Annotated in this window: 21 protein-coding genes; 10 read left to right on the forward strand and 11 right to left on the reverse strand. The window is 70.8% G+C overall.

Annotated elements, in window-relative coordinates:
* Positions 1 to 10 precede the first annotated feature (10 nt).
* Positions 11 to 2,344, reverse strand: coding sequence for an NADP-dependent malic enzyme (locus tag Q8W71_RS06410; protein WP_305524505.1), 2,334 nt, complete (start codon positions 2,342 to 2,344; stop codon positions 11 to 13).
* A 69-nt stretch (positions 2,345 to 2,413) separates the two neighbouring features.
* Between Q8W71_RS06410 and Q8W71_RS06415 the strand changes: the two genes are divergently transcribed.
* The 4 genes from Q8W71_RS06415 (at position 2,414) to Q8W71_RS06430 (ending at position 4,382) form a co-directional block, all read left to right on the forward strand.
* Positions 2,414 to 3,037, forward strand: coding sequence for a CatB-related O-acetyltransferase (locus tag Q8W71_RS06415; protein ID WP_305524646.1), 624 nt, complete (start codon positions 2,414 to 2,416; stop codon positions 3,035 to 3,037).
* A gap of 11 nt (positions 3,038 to 3,048) precedes the next feature.
* Positions 3,049 to 3,300 (forward strand): DUF3297 family protein, encoded by a 252-nt coding sequence (locus Q8W71_RS06420; RefSeq protein WP_305524647.1) that lies wholly within the window; start codon positions 3,049 to 3,051, stop codon positions 3,298 to 3,300.
* 102 nt (positions 3,301 to 3,402) lie between these two features.
* Positions 3,403 to 3,846, forward strand: coding sequence for an antitoxin Xre/MbcA/ParS toxin-binding domain-containing protein (locus Q8W71_RS06425; RefSeq protein ID WP_305524506.1), 444 nt, complete (start codon positions 3,403 to 3,405; stop codon positions 3,844 to 3,846).
* A complete protein-coding gene (locus Q8W71_RS06430; protein ID WP_305524507.1) occupies positions 3,843 to 4,382 on the forward strand; it encodes an RES family NAD+ phosphorylase in 540 nt (179 codons plus the stop codon). The genes Q8W71_RS06425 and Q8W71_RS06430 overlap by 4 nt, the downstream gene beginning before the upstream one ends.
* Here the strand turns inward: Q8W71_RS06430 and Q8W71_RS06435 are convergent.
* Genes Q8W71_RS06435 through aspS form a run of 5 tightly spaced genes read right to left on the reverse strand, consistent with a single transcriptional unit; the run spans position 4,369 to position 8,791 of the window.
* Positions 4,369 to 4,689: a hypothetical protein gene (locus Q8W71_RS06435; protein WP_305524508.1), complete on the reverse strand. Its 321-nt coding sequence runs from the start codon at positions 4,687 to 4,689 to the stop codon at positions 4,369 to 4,371. The two genes, Q8W71_RS06430 and Q8W71_RS06435, sit on opposite strands and share 14 nt — an antisense overlap.
* Entirely contained in the window at positions 4,686 to 5,765 is a 1,080-nt protein-coding gene (locus Q8W71_RS06440; protein WP_305524509.1) for an acyltransferase family protein, read from the reverse strand. The genes Q8W71_RS06435 and Q8W71_RS06440 overlap by 4 nt, the downstream gene beginning before the upstream one ends.
* Entirely contained in the window at positions 5,762 to 6,628 is an 867-nt protein-coding gene (locus tag Q8W71_RS06445; RefSeq protein WP_305524510.1) for a glycosyltransferase family 2 protein, read from the reverse strand. The genes Q8W71_RS06440 and Q8W71_RS06445 overlap by 4 nt, the downstream gene beginning before the upstream one ends.
* A 4-nt stretch (positions 6,629 to 6,632) precedes the next feature.
* Positions 6,633 to 6,950, reverse strand: a complete 318-nt coding sequence (locus Q8W71_RS06450; protein WP_305524511.1) for a hypothetical protein — start codon at positions 6,948 to 6,950, stop codon at positions 6,633 to 6,635.
* A complete protein-coding gene (gene aspS, locus Q8W71_RS06455; protein ID WP_305524512.1) occupies positions 6,947 to 8,791 on the reverse strand; it encodes an aspartate--tRNA ligase in 1,845 nt (614 codons plus the stop codon). The genes Q8W71_RS06450 and aspS overlap by 4 nt, the downstream gene beginning before the upstream one ends.
* A 154-nt stretch (positions 8,792 to 8,945) precedes the next feature.
* Here aspS and Q8W71_RS06460 point away from each other — a divergent pair, with 154 nt between their 5' ends.
* The 6 genes from Q8W71_RS06460 (at position 8,946) to xoxJ (ending at position 15,133) form a co-directional block, all read left to right on the forward strand.
* Positions 8,946 to 9,344, forward strand: coding sequence for a hypothetical protein (locus Q8W71_RS06460; protein ID WP_370875351.1), 399 nt, complete (start codon positions 8,946 to 8,948; stop codon positions 9,342 to 9,344).
* Between the two features lie 81 nt (positions 9,345 to 9,425).
* The gene (gene rnd / locus Q8W71_RS06465) at positions 9,426 to 10,589 is read left to right on the forward strand and encodes a ribonuclease D (RefSeq protein ID WP_305524514.1); all 1,164 of its coding nucleotides are present in this window, start codon (positions 9,426 to 9,428) and stop codon (positions 10,587 to 10,589) included.
* Between the two features lie 121 nt (positions 10,590 to 10,710).
* Positions 10,711 to 10,998: a hypothetical protein gene (locus tag Q8W71_RS06470; RefSeq protein WP_305524515.1), complete on the forward strand. Its 288-nt coding sequence runs from the start codon at positions 10,711 to 10,713 to the stop codon at positions 10,996 to 10,998.
* A 738-nt stretch (positions 10,999 to 11,736) separates the two neighbouring features.
* Positions 11,737 to 13,542: a lanthanide-dependent methanol dehydrogenase XoxF1 gene (gene xoxF1, locus Q8W71_RS06475; protein ID WP_305524516.1), complete on the forward strand. Its 1,806-nt coding sequence runs from the start codon at positions 11,737 to 11,739 to the stop codon at positions 13,540 to 13,542.
* Between the two features lie 134 nt (positions 13,543 to 13,676).
* Positions 13,677 to 14,285 carry a c-type cytochrome, methanol metabolism-related gene (locus Q8W71_RS06480; protein WP_305524517.1) on the forward strand — a complete coding sequence of 203 codons (609 nt, stop codon included), beginning with the start codon at positions 13,677 to 13,679 and terminating at the stop codon, positions 14,283 to 14,285.
* Positions 14,285 to 15,133 (forward strand): rare earth element methanol dehydrogenase accessory protein XoxJ, encoded by an 849-nt coding sequence (gene xoxJ, locus Q8W71_RS06485; protein WP_305524518.1) that lies wholly within the window; start codon positions 14,285 to 14,287, stop codon positions 15,131 to 15,133. The genes Q8W71_RS06480 and xoxJ overlap by 1 nt, the downstream gene beginning before the upstream one ends.
* 114 nt (positions 15,134 to 15,247) lie before the next feature.
* Here the strand turns inward: xoxJ and folK are convergent, their stop codons facing one another.
* From folK to Q8W71_RS06510, 5 genes are all read right to left on the reverse strand, one after another.
* Positions 15,248 to 15,718 carry a 2-amino-4-hydroxy-6-hydroxymethyldihydropteridine diphosphokinase gene (folK, locus tag Q8W71_RS06490; RefSeq protein WP_305524519.1) on the reverse strand — a complete coding sequence of 157 codons (471 nt, stop codon included), beginning with the start codon at positions 15,716 to 15,718 and terminating at the stop codon, positions 15,248 to 15,250.
* The gene (folB, locus tag Q8W71_RS06495; protein WP_305524520.1) at positions 15,715 to 16,083 is read right to left on the reverse strand and encodes a dihydroneopterin aldolase; all 369 of its coding nucleotides are present in this window, start codon (positions 16,081 to 16,083) and stop codon (positions 15,715 to 15,717) included. Before folB ends, folK begins: the two co-directional genes overlap by 4 nt.
* Positions 16,080 to 16,919, reverse strand: a complete 840-nt coding sequence (folP, locus tag Q8W71_RS06500; protein WP_305524521.1) for a dihydropteroate synthase — start codon at positions 16,917 to 16,919, stop codon at positions 16,080 to 16,082. The genes folB and folP overlap by 4 nt, the downstream gene beginning before the upstream one ends.
* 100 nt (positions 16,920 to 17,019) lie before the next feature.
* The gene (locus tag Q8W71_RS06505) at positions 17,020 to 17,388 is read right to left on the reverse strand and encodes a hypothetical protein (RefSeq protein WP_305524522.1); all 369 of its coding nucleotides are present in this window, start codon (positions 17,386 to 17,388) and stop codon (positions 17,020 to 17,022) included.
* Positions 17,369 to 18,067 (reverse strand): hypothetical protein, encoded by a 699-nt coding sequence (locus Q8W71_RS06510; protein WP_370875352.1) that lies wholly within the window; start codon positions 18,065 to 18,067, stop codon positions 17,369 to 17,371. The genes Q8W71_RS06505 and Q8W71_RS06510 overlap by 20 nt, the downstream gene beginning before the upstream one ends.
* Between the last annotated feature and the right edge of the window lie 44 nt (positions 18,068 to 18,111).

The raw sequence follows: 18,111 nt of genomic DNA on the forward strand, positions 1-18,111 counted from the left end.
CGGACCGGCCTCACTCCGAGATCATGCCGGCCCCGGCCTCGCCGCCCACCGCGCTCGCCTCGGCGTCGCCCGCCTGCGCCTCGGCCACCGCGGCGGCGGTGACGTTGACGATGCCGCGGGCGGTGACCGAGGGCGTGAGGATGTGGGCGGGCTTGGCCGGGCCGATCAGCAGCGGCCCCACCGGCAGCGCATCGGCCAGCACCTTGGCGAACTGGAAGGCGATGTTGGCCGCGTCGAGGTTGGGGAAGATCAGCACGTTGGCCGCCCCCTTCAGCCGCGAGCCCGGCAGCACCCGGTCGCGCACGACCTCGGACAGGGCCGAATCCGCCTGCATCTCGCCGTCGACCTGAAGACCGGGGTCGCGCGCCTGAATCAGCGCCAGGGCCTCGCGCATCTTCACCGCCGAGGGCGAGTCCGACTGCCCGAAATCGGAGTGGCTGAGCAGCGCGATCTTCGGTTGCAGGCCGAAGCGCCCGACGTGGTTGGCGCAGGCCGAGGCGAGCTCGGCGATCTCCTCGGCGGTCGGGTTCTGGCGCACGTGCGTGTCGGCGAGGAAGTAGGCGCCCTCGGTGGTGACGATCAGGCTCATCGCCGCGCACTGGGTGATGCCGGGCTTGAGGCCGATCACGTCGCGGATGATGCGCAGGCGGGTCTCGAAGCGGCCCTCCAGCCCGCAGATCAGCGCGTCGGCCTCGCCGCGGCGCACGGCGATGGCGCCGATCACCGTGCTGTTGGTGCGCACCAGCGTGCGCGCCGCATCGGGGGTGATGCCGCGCCGGCCCGCCACGTCGAGGTAGGTCTGGACGTAGGCGCGGTAGCGGGGATCGTCCTCGGGATCGATCAGCTCGAAGTCGCGGCCGTGCTCGATCGACAGGCCGAAGCGCTTCAGCCGGGTCTCGACCACCCGCGGGCGGCCGACGAGGATCGGCTTGGCGACCCGGTCCTCGACGATCGCCTGCACAGCCCGCAGCACCCGCTCGTCCTCGCCCTCGGCGTAGATGACCCGCTTAGGGGCCTCCTTCGCCTTGGTGAACAGCGGCTTCATGAGCAGGCCGGAGCGGTGGACGAACCGGTCCAGGCTCTCGGCGTAGGCGTCGATGTCGGCGAGCGGCCGGCCGGCGACGCCCGAATCCATCGCGGCCTTGGCCACCGCGGGGGCGATGCGCAGGATCAGCCGCGGGTCGAACGGGCTCGGGATCAGCGATTTCGGCCCGAACGGCCGCGCCTCGCCGCCGTAGGCGCGGGCCACCACGTCGGAGGTGGTCTCGTGGGCGAGCCCGGCGATCGCCTTGACCGCGGCCTTCTTCATCTCCTCGTTGATCTTGTGGGCGCCGACATCCAGCGCCCCGCGGAAGATGTAGGGGAAGCACAGGACGTTGTTGACCTGGTTCGGGAAGTCCGAGCGCCCGGTGCAGATCATCGCGTCCGGCCGCTCCTTCTCGGCCAGGTCCGGCATGATCTCGGGGTAGGGGTTGGCCAGCGCCATGATCAGCGGCTTCTCGGCCATCTCCTTCAGGTACTCGGGCTTGAGCACGCCGCCGGCCGAGAGGCCGATGAACACGTCGGCGCCGGGGATCACCTCGGCGAGCGTGCGCTTCTCGGTCTCCTGGGCGTAGATGTCCTTCCAGCGGTCCATCAGCTCGGGCCGGCCCTTGTAGACCACGCCCTTGATGTCGGTGACGGTGATGTTCTCGACCCGGGCGCCGAGCGACACGAGCAGGTTGAGGCAGGCGAGCGCCGCCGCGCCCGCGCCCGAGGTCACGATCCGCACGTCCGACAACGTCTTGCCGGCGAGTTCGAGGCCGTTGAGGACGGCCGCCGCGACGATGATCGCCGTGCCGTGCTGGTCGTCGTGGAAGACCGGGATGTTCATCCGCGCCCGGCACTGCTCCTCGACCTCGAAGCACTCGGGGGCCTTGATGTCCTCCAGGTTGATGCCGCCGAAGGTCGGCTCCAGGGCGCAGACGCAGTCGACGAGCTTGCCGACGTCCTTCTGGTCGACCTCGATGTCGAACACGTCGATCCCGGCGAACTTCTTGAACAGGACCGCCTTGCCCTCCATCACCGGCTTCGAGGCCAGCGGACCGATGTCGCCGAGCCCCAGCACCGCCGTGCCGTTCGAGAGCACCGCCACGAGGTTCTGACGGACGGTGAGGGTGGCCGCCTCCTGCGGGTCGTCGTGGATCGCCATGCAGGCCGCGGCCACGCCCGGCGAGTAGGCCAGCGCGAGGTCGCGCTGGTTGCCGAGCGGCTTGGTCGCCTGGATCTCCAGCTTCCCGGGGCGCGGTTCGCGGTGGTAGACGAGCGCCCCGGACTTGAGGTCCTCGGACATGTTGTCGCCCATCGCGCTCGCTCCCCTTCACATGCCTCGGGCGGCCCCCTCCACCGGCGGGGCCGCGTCTTGAGCGGTTTGTTGCAACGGCTGCGCAGGGGGCGCAACCCGCACAACGAGACCCGGATCCACCTCGCCAAGCTGGCGCGGACCTACGGATTCTCCATAGGAGCCTACTCGTACGGGCGTCCCAAGGTGCGCTTCCCCGAGAGCGGGCGGCGCCTGACGATCGGCCGCTATTGTTCCATCGCCGACAAGGTCGAGATCCTGCTCGGCGGCGACCACCGGCTCGACTGGGTATCGACCTACCCGTTCGCGGCCATGGGCGGGCTTTTCCCGGACGCCGACGCGCCCGCGGACTACCACGCCTCGCGCGGCGACGTGGCGATCGGGCACGACGTCTGGCTCGGCTCCGGCTGCACCATCCTGTCCGGGGTGAGCGTCGGCCACGGGGCGGTGGTGGCGGCCCGCGCGGTCGTCACCCGGGATGTGCCGCCCTACGCGGTGGCGGCCGGCAACCCGGCCCGGATCGTGCGCCACCGCTTCGACGCCGAGACCGCGGCGGCGCTGGTGGCGGCGGCGTGGTGGGACCGGCCGCACGCCGAGGTGACGCGGCTGGTGCCGCTGCTCCAGAGCGGGCAGGTCGCGGCGCTGCTCGCGGCGTTGCGCGCGCCCGCGGATTCCCGTACCGAGCCGGCGCCATGACCGAAACCGCCATGACCGACACGCCCCCCGACCGCCTCGCGGCGAACCCGAACAGCCCGTACTACGACGAGAAGCTCCTGGAGCGCGGCGTCGGCGTGCGCTTCAAGGGCGTCGAGAAGACCAACGTCGAGGAGTACTGCGTCAGCGAGGGCTGGGTCCGGCTCTCGGCCGGCAAGACTCTCGACCGGGCCGGCAACCCGATGACGGTGAAGCTCAAGGGCACGGTCGAGCCCTATTTCCGGGACGCGGACTCGGAGGTTTAAGGTCGAAAAGAGGGGTGCGATCAGTCGAGCCGGATCCTGATCGACGTGCTTGCGGCGACCTCACGTGAGCCATATCTTGGCCTCACGTGAGGGAGGCGAGACATGTCGAACGAGGCCGTGATCGCGCAACTCCTCGATGTCAGCCGGCCCCCGGCCGGGACGGTGTCGACGAGCGAGATCGTCAGGCGCATCAAGGAAGGGTTGCCCGTTCAGGCGCTGGACCGGGTTGCAGCGGCGGTCGCGCCGGACGATCGCGAATTCAGGTTCGGCGTGGTGAAGAAGGCGACGCTGAGCCGACGAAAGGCCCCGCGGTCGGGCGATGCGCGCCTGTCGGAGTTGGAGGGCGCGAAGGTTGTCCGGTTGGCGCGTGTCTGGACGCTCGCTTGCGCGGTCTGGAAGAGCGAGGATGCAGCCCGGGACTTCCTGTACCGGCCCCACGCCCTGCTCGAGGGACAACGTCCGATCGACGCGGTCATGGGATCGGAGTTCGGCGGTCCTCAGGTCGAAGCGATCCTGGGCAGGCTTCAGTACGGTTCCGCGGCTTGACCGCGCAAAGACTTCCGCACGTTCAGAAAGCCTACCGGATCGGCGACCCGGCTGGCGAGCATTCCATCTTCGACGCGGCCGGTGCAGCCCTGTATCCGGGCCGATGGAACACACCCTCCAGCCCCATCATCTACACCTCGGCGGATTACGGGACGGCGATGCTGGAAAAGCTCGTCCACGGCAGCGGCTTCCTACCGCCGAACCAGCACTACATCGAAATCATCCTTTCCGTGGGTCTGTCCTACGAGGCCGTCAATCTTGCGGCGCTGCCGGGCTGGGATCTGGCGGACGGCTCGGTCTCGAAGGCGTATGGGGAGACGTGGTTCCACGCCAAGCGATCGCTGCTCCTGTTCGTACCGAGCGTCGTCGCCCGCGTCGCCGAGAACATCCTGATCAACCCGACACATCCGGAGTTCGGGCGCGTCTCGCACAGCCGACACATTCCCGTCGCCTGGGACAATCGGTTGTTCAAGCCCGCTGATCCCGGCGCCGAGCCGGATCCCGCGCTTCGTCAGGACGCCGTCACGGGTCGCTAGCGAGGTCAGCGCCGTCCCGCCGACGCAGCGCAGCGAAGAAGTTGGCCTGTGCCCCCCGCACCAGCGTCTCCACTTGCTCCGTTGAGCGCGGCGCGTCGATTACGAGGCTCGTCAGCACGTCGGTCCGCCGCCGACGCTGCTTCATCGTGCGGGGGTGGTTCGACAGGCGCAGGTGCCAGGGGCTGCCCGGCGGCCGCAGGTAGAGGCTGTCGCCGCGGGTGTTGCGCGCCGCCTCGGCGAAACCCCGGGCCTCCAGCAGGCGCGCGGCGTAGGCGATGGCGGCCGCGGGCGAGAGCGCCGCGCTCACGGCCCGGCCGGCTCGATCGTGCCGAGCTTGGCCCGGCCCAGCGCCCGGGCCTTCAACGCCAGCGCCGGCCGCTCGACCGCGTACCAGGACAGGGCGGCCACCGGCATCGTCAGGGCCAGCGCCGGGGCGAGCAGGGCGAAGCCCGAGGGCCCGGGCCACAGGGCGTGCAGGCTCTGCTGCACCGGCCAGCCGTAGAGATAGATCCCGTAGGACAGGTCGGCCGGTGGGTCGAAGATCCTCCGTGCCAGCGGCCCGAGGGCGAGCCATACGGCGCCGTAGCTCTCCGCCAGGAACAGTAGCGGCGGGTAGGCCGGGGTCCGGGCGAGGACGAACAGCCCGACGCCGAGGCAGAGCAGGGCGGGCCCGGAGATCCGCAGCCGCACCCGCCAGAGGTAGAGGCAGGCGCCGGCGGTGAAGATCAGCGGCAGGCGCAGGGCGGTCTCGACGCCCTTCGGCAGATCGGCCCCGCGCAGGGCGGTCATCGCGAGCAGGCCGGCGGCGAGGCCCGCGAGCAGAAGCGTCGCCGGCCAGCGCCGCCGCAGGGCCCCGCAGAGGGCGGCGGCGAGCACGCCGAGGTAGCACAGCACCTCGTACTTGAGCGTCCAGACGGTGCCGAGCGGCGCCCGGTAGGGGTTGGCCTCGAACAGGCCGGGCAGCGCCGCGTTGCTCTTGAAGGTCGTCAGCGTGCCCTGGACGAAGCGCCACAGGCCGGGCTCGCGCAGGTACTCGGCGAGCGGCAACCGGGTCAGCGCCCCGCCGAGGACGAGGGCGACGACGAGCGTCGCCGCCGCCAGCCCGGGGAGGATGCGCAGGGTGCGGGCGAGCGCGTAGTCCCACGCCCCCCGCCGGTCGCAGCTCATGGTGACGAGGAAGCCCGAGACGGCGAAGAAGCCGTTCACCGCGTGCTCGCCGAGCGTGTAGCCCGTGGCCCGCGCCAGCGGCTCGTCGGCCGCCGCGCCGGTGGCGACGCTGAAGGCGTGGGAGACCACCACCGCGAGCGCCAGCAGGAACCGCAGGCCGGTGAAGCCGTTCGGGCCCTCCGCCAGGGCCTCGGCGATGGTCGGGATGCGGCTCACGCCAGCCCCTCCCGGTCGAGCGCCCGCCGCCCGCGCAAGGCGGCCAGCGCCCCGGCCGCGGAGCCGCCGTAGCGCTCGACCCCGGCGCGGCGGAGGGCGAGGGCGGCGAGCGCCGCCTTCGGCAGGTTGACGAGCATCGTGGACGGGCTCGGATCGGGCAGGCCGTACTTGCGGCTCACATAGGCCCGCGACCACGCCTGATGCCAGCGCGTCCGGAACACGCGGCCGGGCTCCGGTGCCGAGGATCGCCCGCGCCCGTGCAGCGCCACCGCGGCGTGGACGTGGACCAGCGCGCGCCCGGCATCGGCCACCCGGCGGCAGAGGTCGTCATCCTCGTAAAATAAAAAAATCTCCTCGTCGAAGCCGCCGAGCGCGAGGAACAGGGCGCGCTCGACCATCAGGCAGGCCCCCGACAGGAACGGGGCGCAGGCGTCGCCCTTCGGCAGGTCGCGCCGGCCGCCGGGGTTGGTCAGGTAGGGCGCGAGCAGGGAGCGCGGCTGGTAGAAGAACCGCCCGTCCGGCTCGACGATGCGGGGGGCGAAGAGCCCCGCATCCGGCCAGGCCCGCGCCGCCGCCGCCAGCGCCGCCGCGGCACCCGGTTGCAGGATCACGTCCGGGTTGACGATCAGCACGTGGCCCGCCGCGCTCGCCCGCACGCCGCGATTGTTGGCGCGGCCGTAGCCCTCGTTGCGCGCGTTGCGGAGCACCCGCGCCCCGGCTGCCTCGGCGATCGCGACGGAGGCGTCGCGGCTGGCGTTGTCGACGACGAGGGCCGGCACGCCCTCGACCTTCAGCGCCGCGAGGCAGGCGGGCAGGGCCTCGGCGCTGTCGTGGGCGACGACGACCGCCGCGAGGCCCGTCACCGGACTACCGCAGCCCGAGCTGCGACTTGTCGGCCAGCCGCCCGTCGGCGAACGTCACGTCGAGGTTGGCCCCGTAGGTCCCCCGCCCGTACCACGTGTAGACCGCCCGGCGCTGGGTCCCGATCCGGAGGCGGGAGACGCGCCGTCCGGCGCAGCCGAGATGCCGATCGACGGCGGCGCGGCTCATGCCCCGCTTCAGGGCGCGGTACTGCGCGGCGGTCGGGCGGCAGCCCTCGGGCTGGGCCGTTGCGGGCGCGGCGGTCACCAGCCAGAGCAGGGCTGTCGCCGCGCCGGCCGCGCGGAACCCGAGCGCGGGCCTCACCCCTTCTTCTCGGGCAGATTGAGGCGGATGTGCAGCTCGCGAAGCTGCTTCGGCGTCGCCTCGGCGGGGGCACCCATCATCAGGTCCTCGGCGCGCTGGTTCATCGGGAACAGCACCACCTCGCGGATGTTCGGCTCGTTGCACAGGAGCATGACGATGCGGTCCACCCCCGGCGCGATGCCGCCGTGGGGCGGGGCGCCCATGCGCAGGGCGTTCAGCATGCCGCCGAACTTTTCCTCCAGCACCTCGCGGCCGTAGCCGGCGATGGCGAAGGCCTTCTCCATCACGTCGGGGCGGTGGTTGCGGATCGCGCCCGACGAGAGTTCGACGCCGTTGCAGACGATGTCGTACTGGAACGCCTTGATCCCGAGGATTTTCTTCGTGAGTTCGCCGTTCTCGCCCTCGGAGGCGAGCGCATCCACGTCGAACCCCAAGAAAACCTCGCGGTCGATGTTCGGCATCGAGAACGGGTTGTGGGAGAAGTCGACCTTCTTATCTTCCTCGTTCCACTCGTACATCGGGAAGTCGGTGATCCAGCAGAAGGCGTACTGATCCTTGTCGGACAGCCCGAGTTCGTCGCCGACCCGCACGCGGGCCTTGCCGGCGAGCCCGGCCGCCTTCGCCTCGGGTCCGGCGGCGAAGAACACCGCGTCGCCGGCCTTGACGCCCGCCTTCTCGGCGATCCGCGCCTGGATCGCGGCGGGGATGAACTTGGCGATCGGCCCCTTGCCGACGAGCCCGCCGCCCTCGTCCTCGAACACGACGTAGCCGAGCCCCGGCGCACCCTCCGAGCGGGCCCAGTCGTTCAGCTTGTCGAAGAAGGATCGCGGCTGCGCCGCCGCGCCGGGGGCGGGCACCGCGCGGACGACGCCGCCGGCCTTGATCACGCCCTTGAACGCCTTGAACGCGACCGCGTCGTCGGCGAACTCGTCGGTCACGTCGGCGATGATCAGGGGGTTGCGCAGGTCCGGCTTGTCGACGCCGTAGCGCAGCATCGCGTCGGCGTAGGTGATGCGCGGAAATTCCTCCGTGACGCGCTTGCCCGCCGCGAACTCCTCGAACACGCCGCGCAGCACCGGCTCCACCGCCTGGAACACGTCCTCCTGCGTGACGAAGCTCATCTCGATGTCGAGCTGGTAGAACTCGCCCGGGGAGCGGTCGGCCCGCGCGTCCTCGTCGCGGAAGCAGGGCGCGATCTGGAAGTAGCGGTCGAAGCCCGCGATCATCGTGAGCTGCTTGAACTGCTGCGGCGCCTGCGGCAGCGCGTAGAACTTGCCCGGGTGCACGCGCGAGGGCACGAGGTAGTCGCGCGCGCCCTCAGGCGACGAGGCCGTCAGGATGGGGGTCTGGAACTCGAAGAAACCGCCGTCGCGCATCCGGCGGCGGAGCGCGTCGATGATCGCGCCGCGCTTCATGATGTTGGCGTGCAGCTTCTCCCGGCGCAGGTCGAGGAAGCGGTAGCGCAGCCGCGTCTCCTCCGGATATTCCTGGTCGCCGAAGACCGGCAGGGGCAGCTCGCCGGCCGGCCCCAGCACCTCCAAGTCGTCGATGTAGACTTCGACCGCGCCGGTCGGCAGTTCCGGGTTCTCGGTGCCGGCGGGCCGGGTGCGGACGCGTCCGTCGATCCGGATCACCCATTCCGAGCGCACCGCCTCGGCCGCCTTGAACGCCGGGGAGTCGGAATCCACCACGCACTGCGTCACGCCGTAATGGTCGCGCAGGTCCACGAACAGCACGCCGCCGTGGTCGCGGACGCGGTGACACCAGCCGGAGAGCCGGACGGACTGCCCGACTTCGGACGGGCGGAGCGCCCCGCAGGTGTGGGTACGGTAACGGTGCATGACGGCTTCTTCTTGGGATGAGGGCGGCACCATTCACGCGGGGCCCCCCGAGTCAAGCCGCGCCGCCGACGGCCTGCCCGGCACGGCCCCGGAATCGCCCCGCACGGGCGCGCGCGGCCTACCGCGCGCGCCCCCGCGACCCCATATGATGTTCATGAATGGACAGGATTTTTTCGGGCCGGGAGCGGGGCGCGGCCGCGGCGCAGGCGCGCTCGCCGGGGCGTGGCGGACGCTGCCGCTCGAGGGCCGCTTCGACCTCGTCTACGAGGACGGCACGGGGGCCTGGAGCAGCCGGCGGCTCGCCGCGCGGGAACTGAGGCTCGGCCCCGGCCGGACGCTGCTCGGCGGCATCGACGCCGCGCGCGGCGGCTACCGCGGATTCCGGGTCGATCGCATCCGCCGGCTCACCGACCGCGATACCGGCGAGCGCGTCGAGACCGGCATCCTCGACCTGCTGCTCGCCCGCGCCGAGGCGCAGCGCCGGGCCGAGGCGGCGCTGATCCGCCGCCGAACCCGGGCGCGACGGGGGGCAACGCTGGCCGGCGCGGCGTGAGGCCGCGCGGCCGGGCTCAAAATGTGGGGACCAGAACTTGTGCGGCTCCCCATCACCGCGGCCGTTGCGTATAGCCGGGGGATGGACCTGATCTCCGACACGCCTGCGCTCCGCGACGTCTGCGCCCGGCTCGCCGCCCAGCCCTTCGTGACCGTCGACACGGAGTTCATGCGCGAGACGACCTATTATCCCAAGCTCTGCCTGATCCAGATGGCGGCGCCGGACGGGACGGCCGTGCTCGTGGACCCGCTGGCCAAGGGGCTGGACCTCAAACCCTTCATCGACCTGATGGCGGACGAGAGCGTGGTGAAGGTGTTCCACTCCGCGCGCCAGGACCTCGAGATCGTCTGGCTGCTCGGCGAGATCCTGCCGCACCCGTTCTTCGACACCCAGGTCGCGGCGATGGTCTGCGGCTACGGCGATTCCGTCTCCTACGAGCAGCTCGTCAACGACGTCGCCAAGGCCAAGATCGACAAGTCCTCGCGCTTCACCGACTGGTCGCGCCGGCCGCTCTCCGAGGCGCAGCTCGCCTACGCCCTGTCGGACGTGACCCATCTCGTGAAGGTCTACGAGGCGCTGGTGGCGGACCTGCTGCGCACCGACCGCGGCGCGTGGCTCGACGAGGAGATGGCGGTGCTGACCTCGCCGGAGACCTACCGGGCGGACCCGGCGGAGGCGTGGCGGCGCCTGTCGGGCCGCATGCGCAAGCCCCGCGAGATCGCCGTGCTGATGGAGGTCGCCGCGTGGCGCGAGGCCGAGGCGCAGGCGCGCAACGTCCCCCGCGGCCGCGTGCTGAAGGACGAGGCGGTGATCGACGTGGCCTCCGCCGCCCCCCGCAGCGTCGAGGCGCTCGGGCGCCTGCGGACGATCCCCGCGGGCTTCGAGCGCTCGCGCACCGGGGCCGACATCCTCGCCGCGGTCGACCGCGGGCTCGCCCGCGACACGGCCGAGATCCGGCTGCCCGAGCGGGTGCGCCGGAGCGGCGGCAACGGCGCGCTGGTGGAACTGCTGAAGGTGCTGCTGAAGGCCGTCTCGGAGGCGGAGGGCGTCGCGCCCAAGATCATCGCGACGGTGGACGACCTGGAAGCGGTGGCCGACGACGACGAGGCCGACGTGCCCGTGCTCCAGGGCTGGCGCCGCGGCCTGTTCGGCGAGAAGGCGCTCGCGCTGAAGCACGGCCGCCTCGCCCTGTCGGCGCAGGCCGGACGGGTGACGGTGCGCGACCTTCCGCCCCCCGACGCCTGACAGAACGGGCGCCGGTGACGGCGCCCCGGCTTCACGGCGACGTGACAGCGGGCCGGCACGGGACTAAACGGCAATCGGATTGCCGCTTGATCCCAACCTGCTCGCTGAACGCGTCCCGCGTATGCTCGATCCGCCCGGAATCCTGAAGACCCTGACCGGGCGCGGCCTCGTGTCGGCGGACGGCTGCGAGGCCGTCCGGGTGCGCTACCGGGTCCTGATCGAGCGACGGCCCGAGGGTCTGGTCGCGCACGGCACGCTCAACGGCACGCACGCCAAGCTGCGCCCCGTCTGGCTCCAGCCGGACGCGCACCTGCGCCTGAAATCCGGCCGTCATCTCGACATCTCCCTGACAGACCTCGTCGGCAACGAGGCCGAGTTCGAGAGCACGGGACCCGTACCGGACCTGTGACGCCCGCATCCGGGGTCGGGTCCATTCCGCGGAACGCGGCGCTCCGATCTCCGGCCCCACGACCGGGCCGGCCGCCGCGGATCGTCCCAGGATGATTCGGCAATCTCCGCGTCCGCTGCCAGCCCGGAATCCGGCGCGGCGTCCGGCATCGCCATGCGGCGAGACGGCGCAGCGGGCCGCCGCTGGACCGGAGCCGACGACCGGTCCCGGGCGATCCGGCATCTCGCGTTGCGGAAAACTCCGGCCCTCAACCGGGAGGGTCTCGGCACGAAGCAACCCTGAGACGAGGCGGGAACACCGGGATGAAGCCGCTGCGAGCATAGGTCGCGCGCGATGGAAGCGGCCGCTTGCAAGTCATGCATGGATCAGGCGTCACGCGCGCCAGTCGCGCCAGAGATCGCGCCGCGGATTTGTGCGACGCAGCAATTTGTTTTGCAGAGCAGAACGCCGCGTAGCCTTCCGGACCTCGGCAAAGATCCTTTCACCCTGGCCTCGGCCGGGCCCGAGACCCGATTGACGGCGCTCAAAAATCTCTTAAGGTCGCCGCAAGCTTCGGTTTCGAGGGGGCTGCCGCGGGGATGGCGGCCTCTGGCTGGGGACCTCGAACGGTCTCCATCGACGACAACCGCCCGCTATCGAAGCTATTCGATCCCTGTCGCAAACAGTCAGGTCGGGGTCCGAGGGACGCCGCTCACGGCGCGCGCCTATCGGTCTCTCAAAGACTTGCCGGAGGAACCCATGAGAGCGGTACATCTCCTCGCCCTCGGTGCGGGCGTCGCCGCCGTCGCCGCGCCGGCGCTGGCCAACGACAGCGTCCTGAAGGGCATCGCCAACCCGGCGGAGCAGGTGCTCCAGACGGTGGACTACGCCAACACGCGCTACTCCAAGCTCGACCAGATCAACACCAAGAACGTCAAGGATCTCCAGGTCGCCTGGACGTTCTCGACCGGCGTGCTGCGCGGCCACGAGGGCTCGCCGCTGGTCGTCGGGAACATGATGTACGTCCACACCCCGTTCCCGAACATCGTCTACGCGCTCGACCTCGACCACGACGCCAAGATCGTGTGGAAGTACGAGCCGAAGCAGGACCCGTCGGTGATCCCGGTGATGTGCTGCGACACGGTCAACCGCGGCCTCGCCTACGCCGACGGCGCCATCATCCTGCACCAGGCCGACACCACCGTCGTGTCGCTCGACGCCAAGACCGGCAAGGTCAACTGGTCGGTCGTGAACGGCGACCCGAAGAAGGGCGAGACCAACACCGCCACCGTGCTTCCGGTGAAGGACAAGGTCATCGTCGGCATCTCGGGCGGCGAGTTCGGCGTGCAGTGCCACGTCACCGCCTACGACCTGAAGTCCGGCAAGAAGGTGTGGCGCGCCTACTCGATGGGCCCGGATGACCAGATCCTGGTCGACCCGGAGAAGACCACCGATCTCGGCAAGCCGGTCGGCAAGGACTCCTCGCTGAAGACCTGGGAAGGCGATCAGTGGAAGACCGGCGGCGGCTGCACCTGGGGCTGGTTCTCCTACGATCCGAAGCTGAACCTGTTCTACTACGGCTCGGGCAACCCCTCGACCTGGAACCCGAAGCAGCGTCCGGGCGACAACAAGTGGTCGATGACGATCTGGGCCCGCAGCCCTGACACCGGCATGGCCAAGTGGGTCTACCAGATGACCCCGCACGACGAGTGGGACTTCGACGGCATCAACGAGATGATCCTCACGGATCAGAAGTTCGACGGCAAGGAGCAGCCGCTCCTGACCCACTTCGACCGCAACGGCTTCGGCTACACGCTGAACCGCGAGACCGGCGCCCTCCTGGTCGCCGAGAAGTTCGACCCGGTGGTGAACTGGGCGACCAAGGTCGACATGGACAAGAGCTCCAAGACCTACGGCCGTCCGCTCGTCGTGGCGAAGTACTCGACCGAGCAGAACGGCGAGGACGTGAACTCGAAGGGCATCTGCCCGGCGGCGCTCGGCACCAAGGACCAGCAGCCGGCGGCTTACTCGCTCAAGACGCAGCTCTTCTACGTCCCCACCAACCACGTCTGCATGGACTACGAGCCGTTCCGGGTGACCTACACCCCGGGCCAGCCCTACGTCGGTGCGACCCTGTCGATGTACCCGGCCCCCGGCTCGCACGGCGGCATGGGCAACTTCATCGCCTGGGACAACCTGAACGGCAAGATCAAGTGGTCGCTGCCCGAGCAGTTCTCGGTGTGGTCGGGCGCTCTCGCCACCGCGGGTGACGTGGTCTTCTACGGCACGCTCGAAGGCTACCTGAAGGCGGTCGACGACAAGACCGGCAAGGAGCTGTTCAAGTTCAAGACCCCGTCGGGCATCATCGGCAACGTGATGACCTACCAGCACAAGGGCAAGCAGTACGTCGGCGTCCTCTCCGGCGTCGGCGGCTGGGCGGGCATCGGCCTCGCGGCCGGCCTGACCGACCCGAACGCCGGCCTCGGCGCGGTGGGCGGCTACGCGGCCCTGTCGCAGTACACCAACCTCGGCGGTCAGCTCACCGTCTTCGGTCTGCCGAACTAATCCGTCGCAGGCTCAAGAACGCAGAACGGTGCCGGCGCGGGCTTCCGCGCCGGCACCTTTGTGATTTAGACTCACTCGCAAGAGGCTACGGCTCGAAGGGAGACGGAAGGGCCTCGTCCAGGGAGACGTCAACGTTGCAGCACCTCGGCAAGATCATCACGCGGCCGGTTCTGGCCGCCCTCGCCCTAGCGGCCGTTTCCGCGGTCGCCGTACATGCTGAGGACGCCAAGCCCGATCCCGCTCTCGCCAACTCCCTCAACCCGAACGACAAGTCCGCGGAGCAAGATGAGAAGCTCCTCAAGAAGGACGCTGCCGTGAAGGTCGAGGACGGCAAATACTTCGACGCGGAAGGACATCCGACCTTCCACGTCACCGACGCCGGCAAGAAGTTCGACTGGTACACCTATTCCGGTTACCGGCGCTATCACGCCGAGTGCCACGTCTGCCACGGGCCGGACGGCATGGGCTCGACCTACGCGCCGGCGCTGAAGGACTCGCTCAAGCACCTGTCCTACGAGGAGTTCATCGGCATCCTGGCCGGCGGCAAGCAGGAGGTGAACGCCTCCGAGCAGAAGGTCATGCCGGCCTTCGGCGACAACAAGAACGTCATGTGCTACTCGGACGACCTCTACGTCTATCTCAAGGCGCGCGCCGCCGGCGCCATGGGCCGGATCCGTCCCTCCGAGAAGGAAGACAAGCCCGAGGCCGCCAAGAAGGCCGAGAAGGAGTGCATGGGCGGCTGATGGCCCCCTCCAACGCCCTCCGCACGCTCCTCTGCGCCCTGTCCCTGACGGCGGCGCAGGGGGCCCTCGCGCAGCACCTGCCCGACACGGTGACGACGGATGTGCTGCGCGTCTGCGGCGATCCCGGCAACATGCCGTTCTCCGAGCGCAAGGAGGACGGCTTCGAGAACCGGATCGCGGAGATCGTCGCGGACGAGCTGAAGATCAAGGTCCGCTATTACTGGCTGACGCAGGGTCCCGGCTTCGTGCGCAACACGATCGGGACCGGCCTGTGCGACCTGATCATCGGCCAGACCTTCGGCAACGATCTCGTCCAGACCACCAACCCGTACTACCGCTCCGCCTACACGCTGGTGACGCGGACCGGCACGCTGGACGGCGCCACCGCGCTCGACGACCCGCGGCTGAAGGGCAAGCGCATCGGCGTGATCGCCGGCACGCCGCCGGTGAACCGGATGGGCGAACTCGGCCTCGTCGGTTCGATGCGGACCTACGCCCCCTACCAGCTCGACCCCGCCCGCAAGCACCAGACGGTCTCGGCCGGGGTGATCGCCGACCTCGCCGCCGGGGAGATCGACGCCGCGATCCTGTGGGGGCCCGCCGCCGGCTGGCTGGCCAAGCGCAGCGGCACGGCGATGACCGTCACGCCGCTCCTCAAGGAGCCCGAGCGCCCGCCGATGGCCTACCGCATCGCCATGGGGGTCCGGATCGGCGAGAACGACTGGAAGCGCACGCTCAACGGCGTCCTGCGCAAGCGCAAGGCCGACATCGAGCGGGTCCTGCGCGACTACGACGTGCCGCTCCTCGAAGAGGACGCGAACGCGCTGCTGGAGCCGGGCGAGCGCTGATCCGGGATTCCGAAGGGCTGCGCCCTTCGGCAGGTTTTCAGGGCAGAGCCCTGAAGCTTGCAGGGTTCCACCCTGCACCCGCGAGAGGGCTCGCCCTCTCGACACCCGGATCTCTCAGGCCCGCGCGATACCCGTCCGGTCGAGCTTGGCCAGGGCGTCGGCGACGCGCTCGCCGCCGATCGCGAGGTCGGGGGCGATCTCGGCGAGCGGCACCAGCACGAAGGCGCGCTCGCGGACGTAGCGGTGCGGCAGCACGAGCCGCGCGTCCGACACGGCCGCCCCCTCGTAGGCCAGCACGTCGATGTCGATGAGCCGCGGGCCCCAGCGCTCCTCGCGCACCCGGCCGAGGTCGCGCTCGACACCGAGGCAGGCGTCGAGCAGGGCGTGCGGATCGAGATCCGTGTCGATCGCCACCGCGCCGTTGAGGAACCAGGGCTGATCGGTCTTGCCCCAGGGGGGCGTGCGGTAATCGGCGGAGCGGGCGCGGATCCGGATGCCGGGCACGGCGGCGAGCCCCGCCACCGCGCGGTCGAGCAGCGCGGCCATGTCGCCGACATTGCTGCCGAGCCCCAGATAGGCCCTCACGCCGCGCGCCCGCGGGTGATCTCGACGCCGACCCGGTCGAGGATCGCGGGCACCGGCGCGCTCGGCTTGTCCACCCGCACGGTGATCGCCTCGATGGCGGGAAAGCGGTCGAGGATCGCCGCCGCGATCGCCTCGGCCAGCGCCTCGATCAGTTTGAAGCAGCGTCCCTCGGCGATCTCGACGGCGATCCGCGTGAGGTCGGCGTAGCTGACGGTGGCCTCGACCGCGTCCGCCCGGCCGGCGGGGGCGAGGTCGAGGCGGGCGTCGAGGTCGATGTAGAAGCGCTGGCCCAGCACCGCCTCCTCGGGCAGCACCCCGTGCCGACCGTAGACCGCGATCCCGACGACGCGGATGTGGTCGCTCACGGCCGCGCCTCCGGCCGCATCACCGCGTCGACCACCCGCAGCGCCTCGACATGGGCGGCGACGTCGTGGACGCGGACGATGTCGGCCCCCAGCGTCGCGGCGAGCGCGTGGGCCGAGAGCGAGCCGTAGAGCCGGTCGGCCGGCCGCGTCTCGCGGTCGTGCAGACGCCCGAGCAGAGACTTGCGCGAGACGCCGACGAGGACGGGAAAGCCCAGCGCCCGGATCTCCGGCAGCCGCCGCAGCACCTCCAGGTGCTGCTCCCAGCTCTTGCCGAAGCCGACGCCGGGATCGAGCACCACGTCGCCGTCCGGGATGCCGGCCCGGCGGGCGATGTCGAGCGAGCGCTCGAAGAAGCGCTTCAGGTCGGCGAGGATGTCGATCCCGGGCTCCACCGTCTCGCGGTTGTGCATGACGATCACCGGCGCGCCGTGGGCGGCGGCCACCGTCGCGATGTCGGGCTCGCGCTGGAGGCCCCACACGTCGTTGACGATCCGCGCCCCGGCCTCCAGGGCGAGGCGGGCGGTGGAGGCCTTGTAGGTGTCGATCGAGATCGGCGCCGGGAGCGTGCCGGCGAGCGCCCGGATCACCGGCAGGACGCGGGCCTGCTCGGCCTCGGCCGGCACCGGCGTGTGGCCGGGCCGGGTCGACTCGCCGCCGATGTCGAGGATCGCCGCGCCCTCGGCCGCGAGCCGCTCCGCCTGGGCGCGGGCCTGCGCCTCGCCGGCGAACAGGCCGCCGTCGGAGAAGGAATCCGGCGTGACGTTGAGGATGCCCATCACCAGCGTGCGGCGCCCGAGATCGGGCAGCAGGCCGGGCAGGGCGGGGGAGGGGGTCACGGGGCTCGCGCTCCTCGGCGGGATCGGCGCGCCGGTGTGATCGAAACCGCGGCCCGGCGCAACGCCGGACCGCGGGGAGGCGGGGGAACCGAGTGCCGGCTCAGCCGCGGTAGCAGCGCACCTCGGCCTCGGCCTGGGCGCGGCGCAGGTCGGCGACCTTGTCGTCGAACACCTTGGTCGAGCGGAACTCGTTGGCGCGGTTGCCCACCCCCTGGCGCATCGACAGGATCGTGCTGGCCTGCACGTACTTGTCGTAAGGCAGGATCGCGGCGAGCTGGTCCAGCGAGCACGCGCATTTCTGCATGTTCTCGCGGGTCTGGCCGTTGGCCGCCATGCAGGCGAACACGTAGTCCACCCGGGCGTCGGTGGGATAGTCGTTCTCCTCCGCCGCGCGGCCGGGGGAGGCCGCCAGACCCAGCGCGAGGACGAGGGCGGCGAGGCCGCCGAGATCAGCCAGCCTTCGGGTCATAGTTCAGCTTCTCCTGCAACAGCTCGCCGCCGTCCTTGGAACGCGAGGCGGCCTCCATCGAGACGATCTCACCCGGCACCGCCGGGGAGGTGACGACGGTGTAGGTCAGGTCGTCGAGCCCGCGCATGCGCTCGGTCATCGGGTCGCCGGCGAACGGCCGCGTCACCACCTGCCAGCCGTCGACCTCGCGGTCGCCGACCTTCACCTTCACGGGCGTGACGGCCGCGCGCTCGCGCAGGCCGCGGCGGATCGCGAGCTTCAGGTAGCGCGGGTTCGCCTCCAGCACCTTGGCGAGCGCGCGCAGGTGGTTCTCGAAGAACAGCGAGACGATCGGGTTTCCGGTCATGTCCTCGAACGGACCGGCGGGCACCCGGTTGAGGCCGGAGAACATCGTCACCGCGATGTCGCGGGCGTCGGCGCTCGGCGTCCCGGCGCCCCCCTTCTCGGCGACCGTGGGCTTCTCGACCTTGAGGGTGACCGTATCCTGGAGCGGCGCCCCGAACGGCCCCTTGGCGATCCCCGAGCGGCGCAGGTAATCGTAGGTGATGGTGCTGCCGGGCGCCGCGTTGCGCATCTGCGGCTGCTCGAACAGCAGGTCGGCGGCGCTGGGCGGGGCGGCGGCGTTGGCGGGGGTGACGGCGGGCGCGGGCGCCTCCTCGGCGAAGGCCGGCACCGCCATCAGCCCGAGCGCGACGGTCGCCGTCGCGAGAAAAACCTTCACGG

Origin of the sequence: Methylobacterium amylolyticum, from assembly GCF_030700245.1 — a bacterium.
Lineage (GTDB): Bacteria > Pseudomonadota > Alphaproteobacteria > Rhizobiales > Beijerinckiaceae > Methylobacterium.

What these genes read in the sequence shown, in the direction of transcription:
- Q8W71_RS06410 (WP_305524505.1), bottom strand. Translation starts at nt 2,344, where the DNA reads ATGGGCGACAACATGTCCGAGGACCTCAAGTCCGGGGCGCTCGTCTAC.
- Q8W71_RS06420 (WP_305524647.1), top strand. Translation starts at nt 3,049, where the DNA reads ATGACCGACACGCCCCCCGACCGCCTCGCGGCGAACCCGAACAGCCCG.
- Q8W71_RS06425 (WP_305524506.1), top strand. Translation starts at nt 3,403, where the DNA reads ATGTCGAACGAGGCCGTGATCGCGCAACTCCTCGATGTCAGCCGGCCC.
- aspS (WP_305524512.1), bottom strand. Translation starts at nt 8,791, where the DNA reads ATGCACCGTTACCGTACCCACACCTGCGGGGCGCTCCGCCCGTCCGAA.
- Q8W71_RS06460 (WP_370875351.1), top strand. Translation starts at nt 8,946, where the DNA reads ATGAATGGACAGGATTTTTTCGGGCCGGGAGCGGGGCGCGGCCGCGGC.
- rnd (WP_305524514.1), top strand. Translation starts at nt 9,426, where the DNA reads ATGGACCTGATCTCCGACACGCCTGCGCTCCGCGACGTCTGCGCCCGG.
- Q8W71_RS06470 (WP_305524515.1), top strand. Translation starts at nt 10,711, where the DNA reads ATGCTCGATCCGCCCGGAATCCTGAAGACCCTGACCGGGCGCGGCCTC.
- xoxF1 (WP_305524516.1), top strand. Translation starts at nt 11,737, where the DNA reads ATGAGAGCGGTACATCTCCTCGCCCTCGGTGCGGGCGTCGCCGCCGTC.
- xoxJ (WP_305524518.1), top strand. Translation starts at nt 14,285, where the DNA reads ATGGCCCCCTCCAACGCCCTCCGCACGCTCCTCTGCGCCCTGTCCCTG.
- Q8W71_RS06505 (WP_305524522.1), bottom strand. Translation starts at nt 17,388, where the DNA reads ATGACCCGAAGGCTGGCTGATCTCGGCGGCCTCGCCGCCCTCGTCCTC.
- Q8W71_RS06510 (WP_370875352.1), bottom strand. Translation starts at nt 18,067, where the DNA reads ATGGCGGTGCCGGCCTTCGCCGAGGAGGCGCCCGCGCCCGCCGTCACC.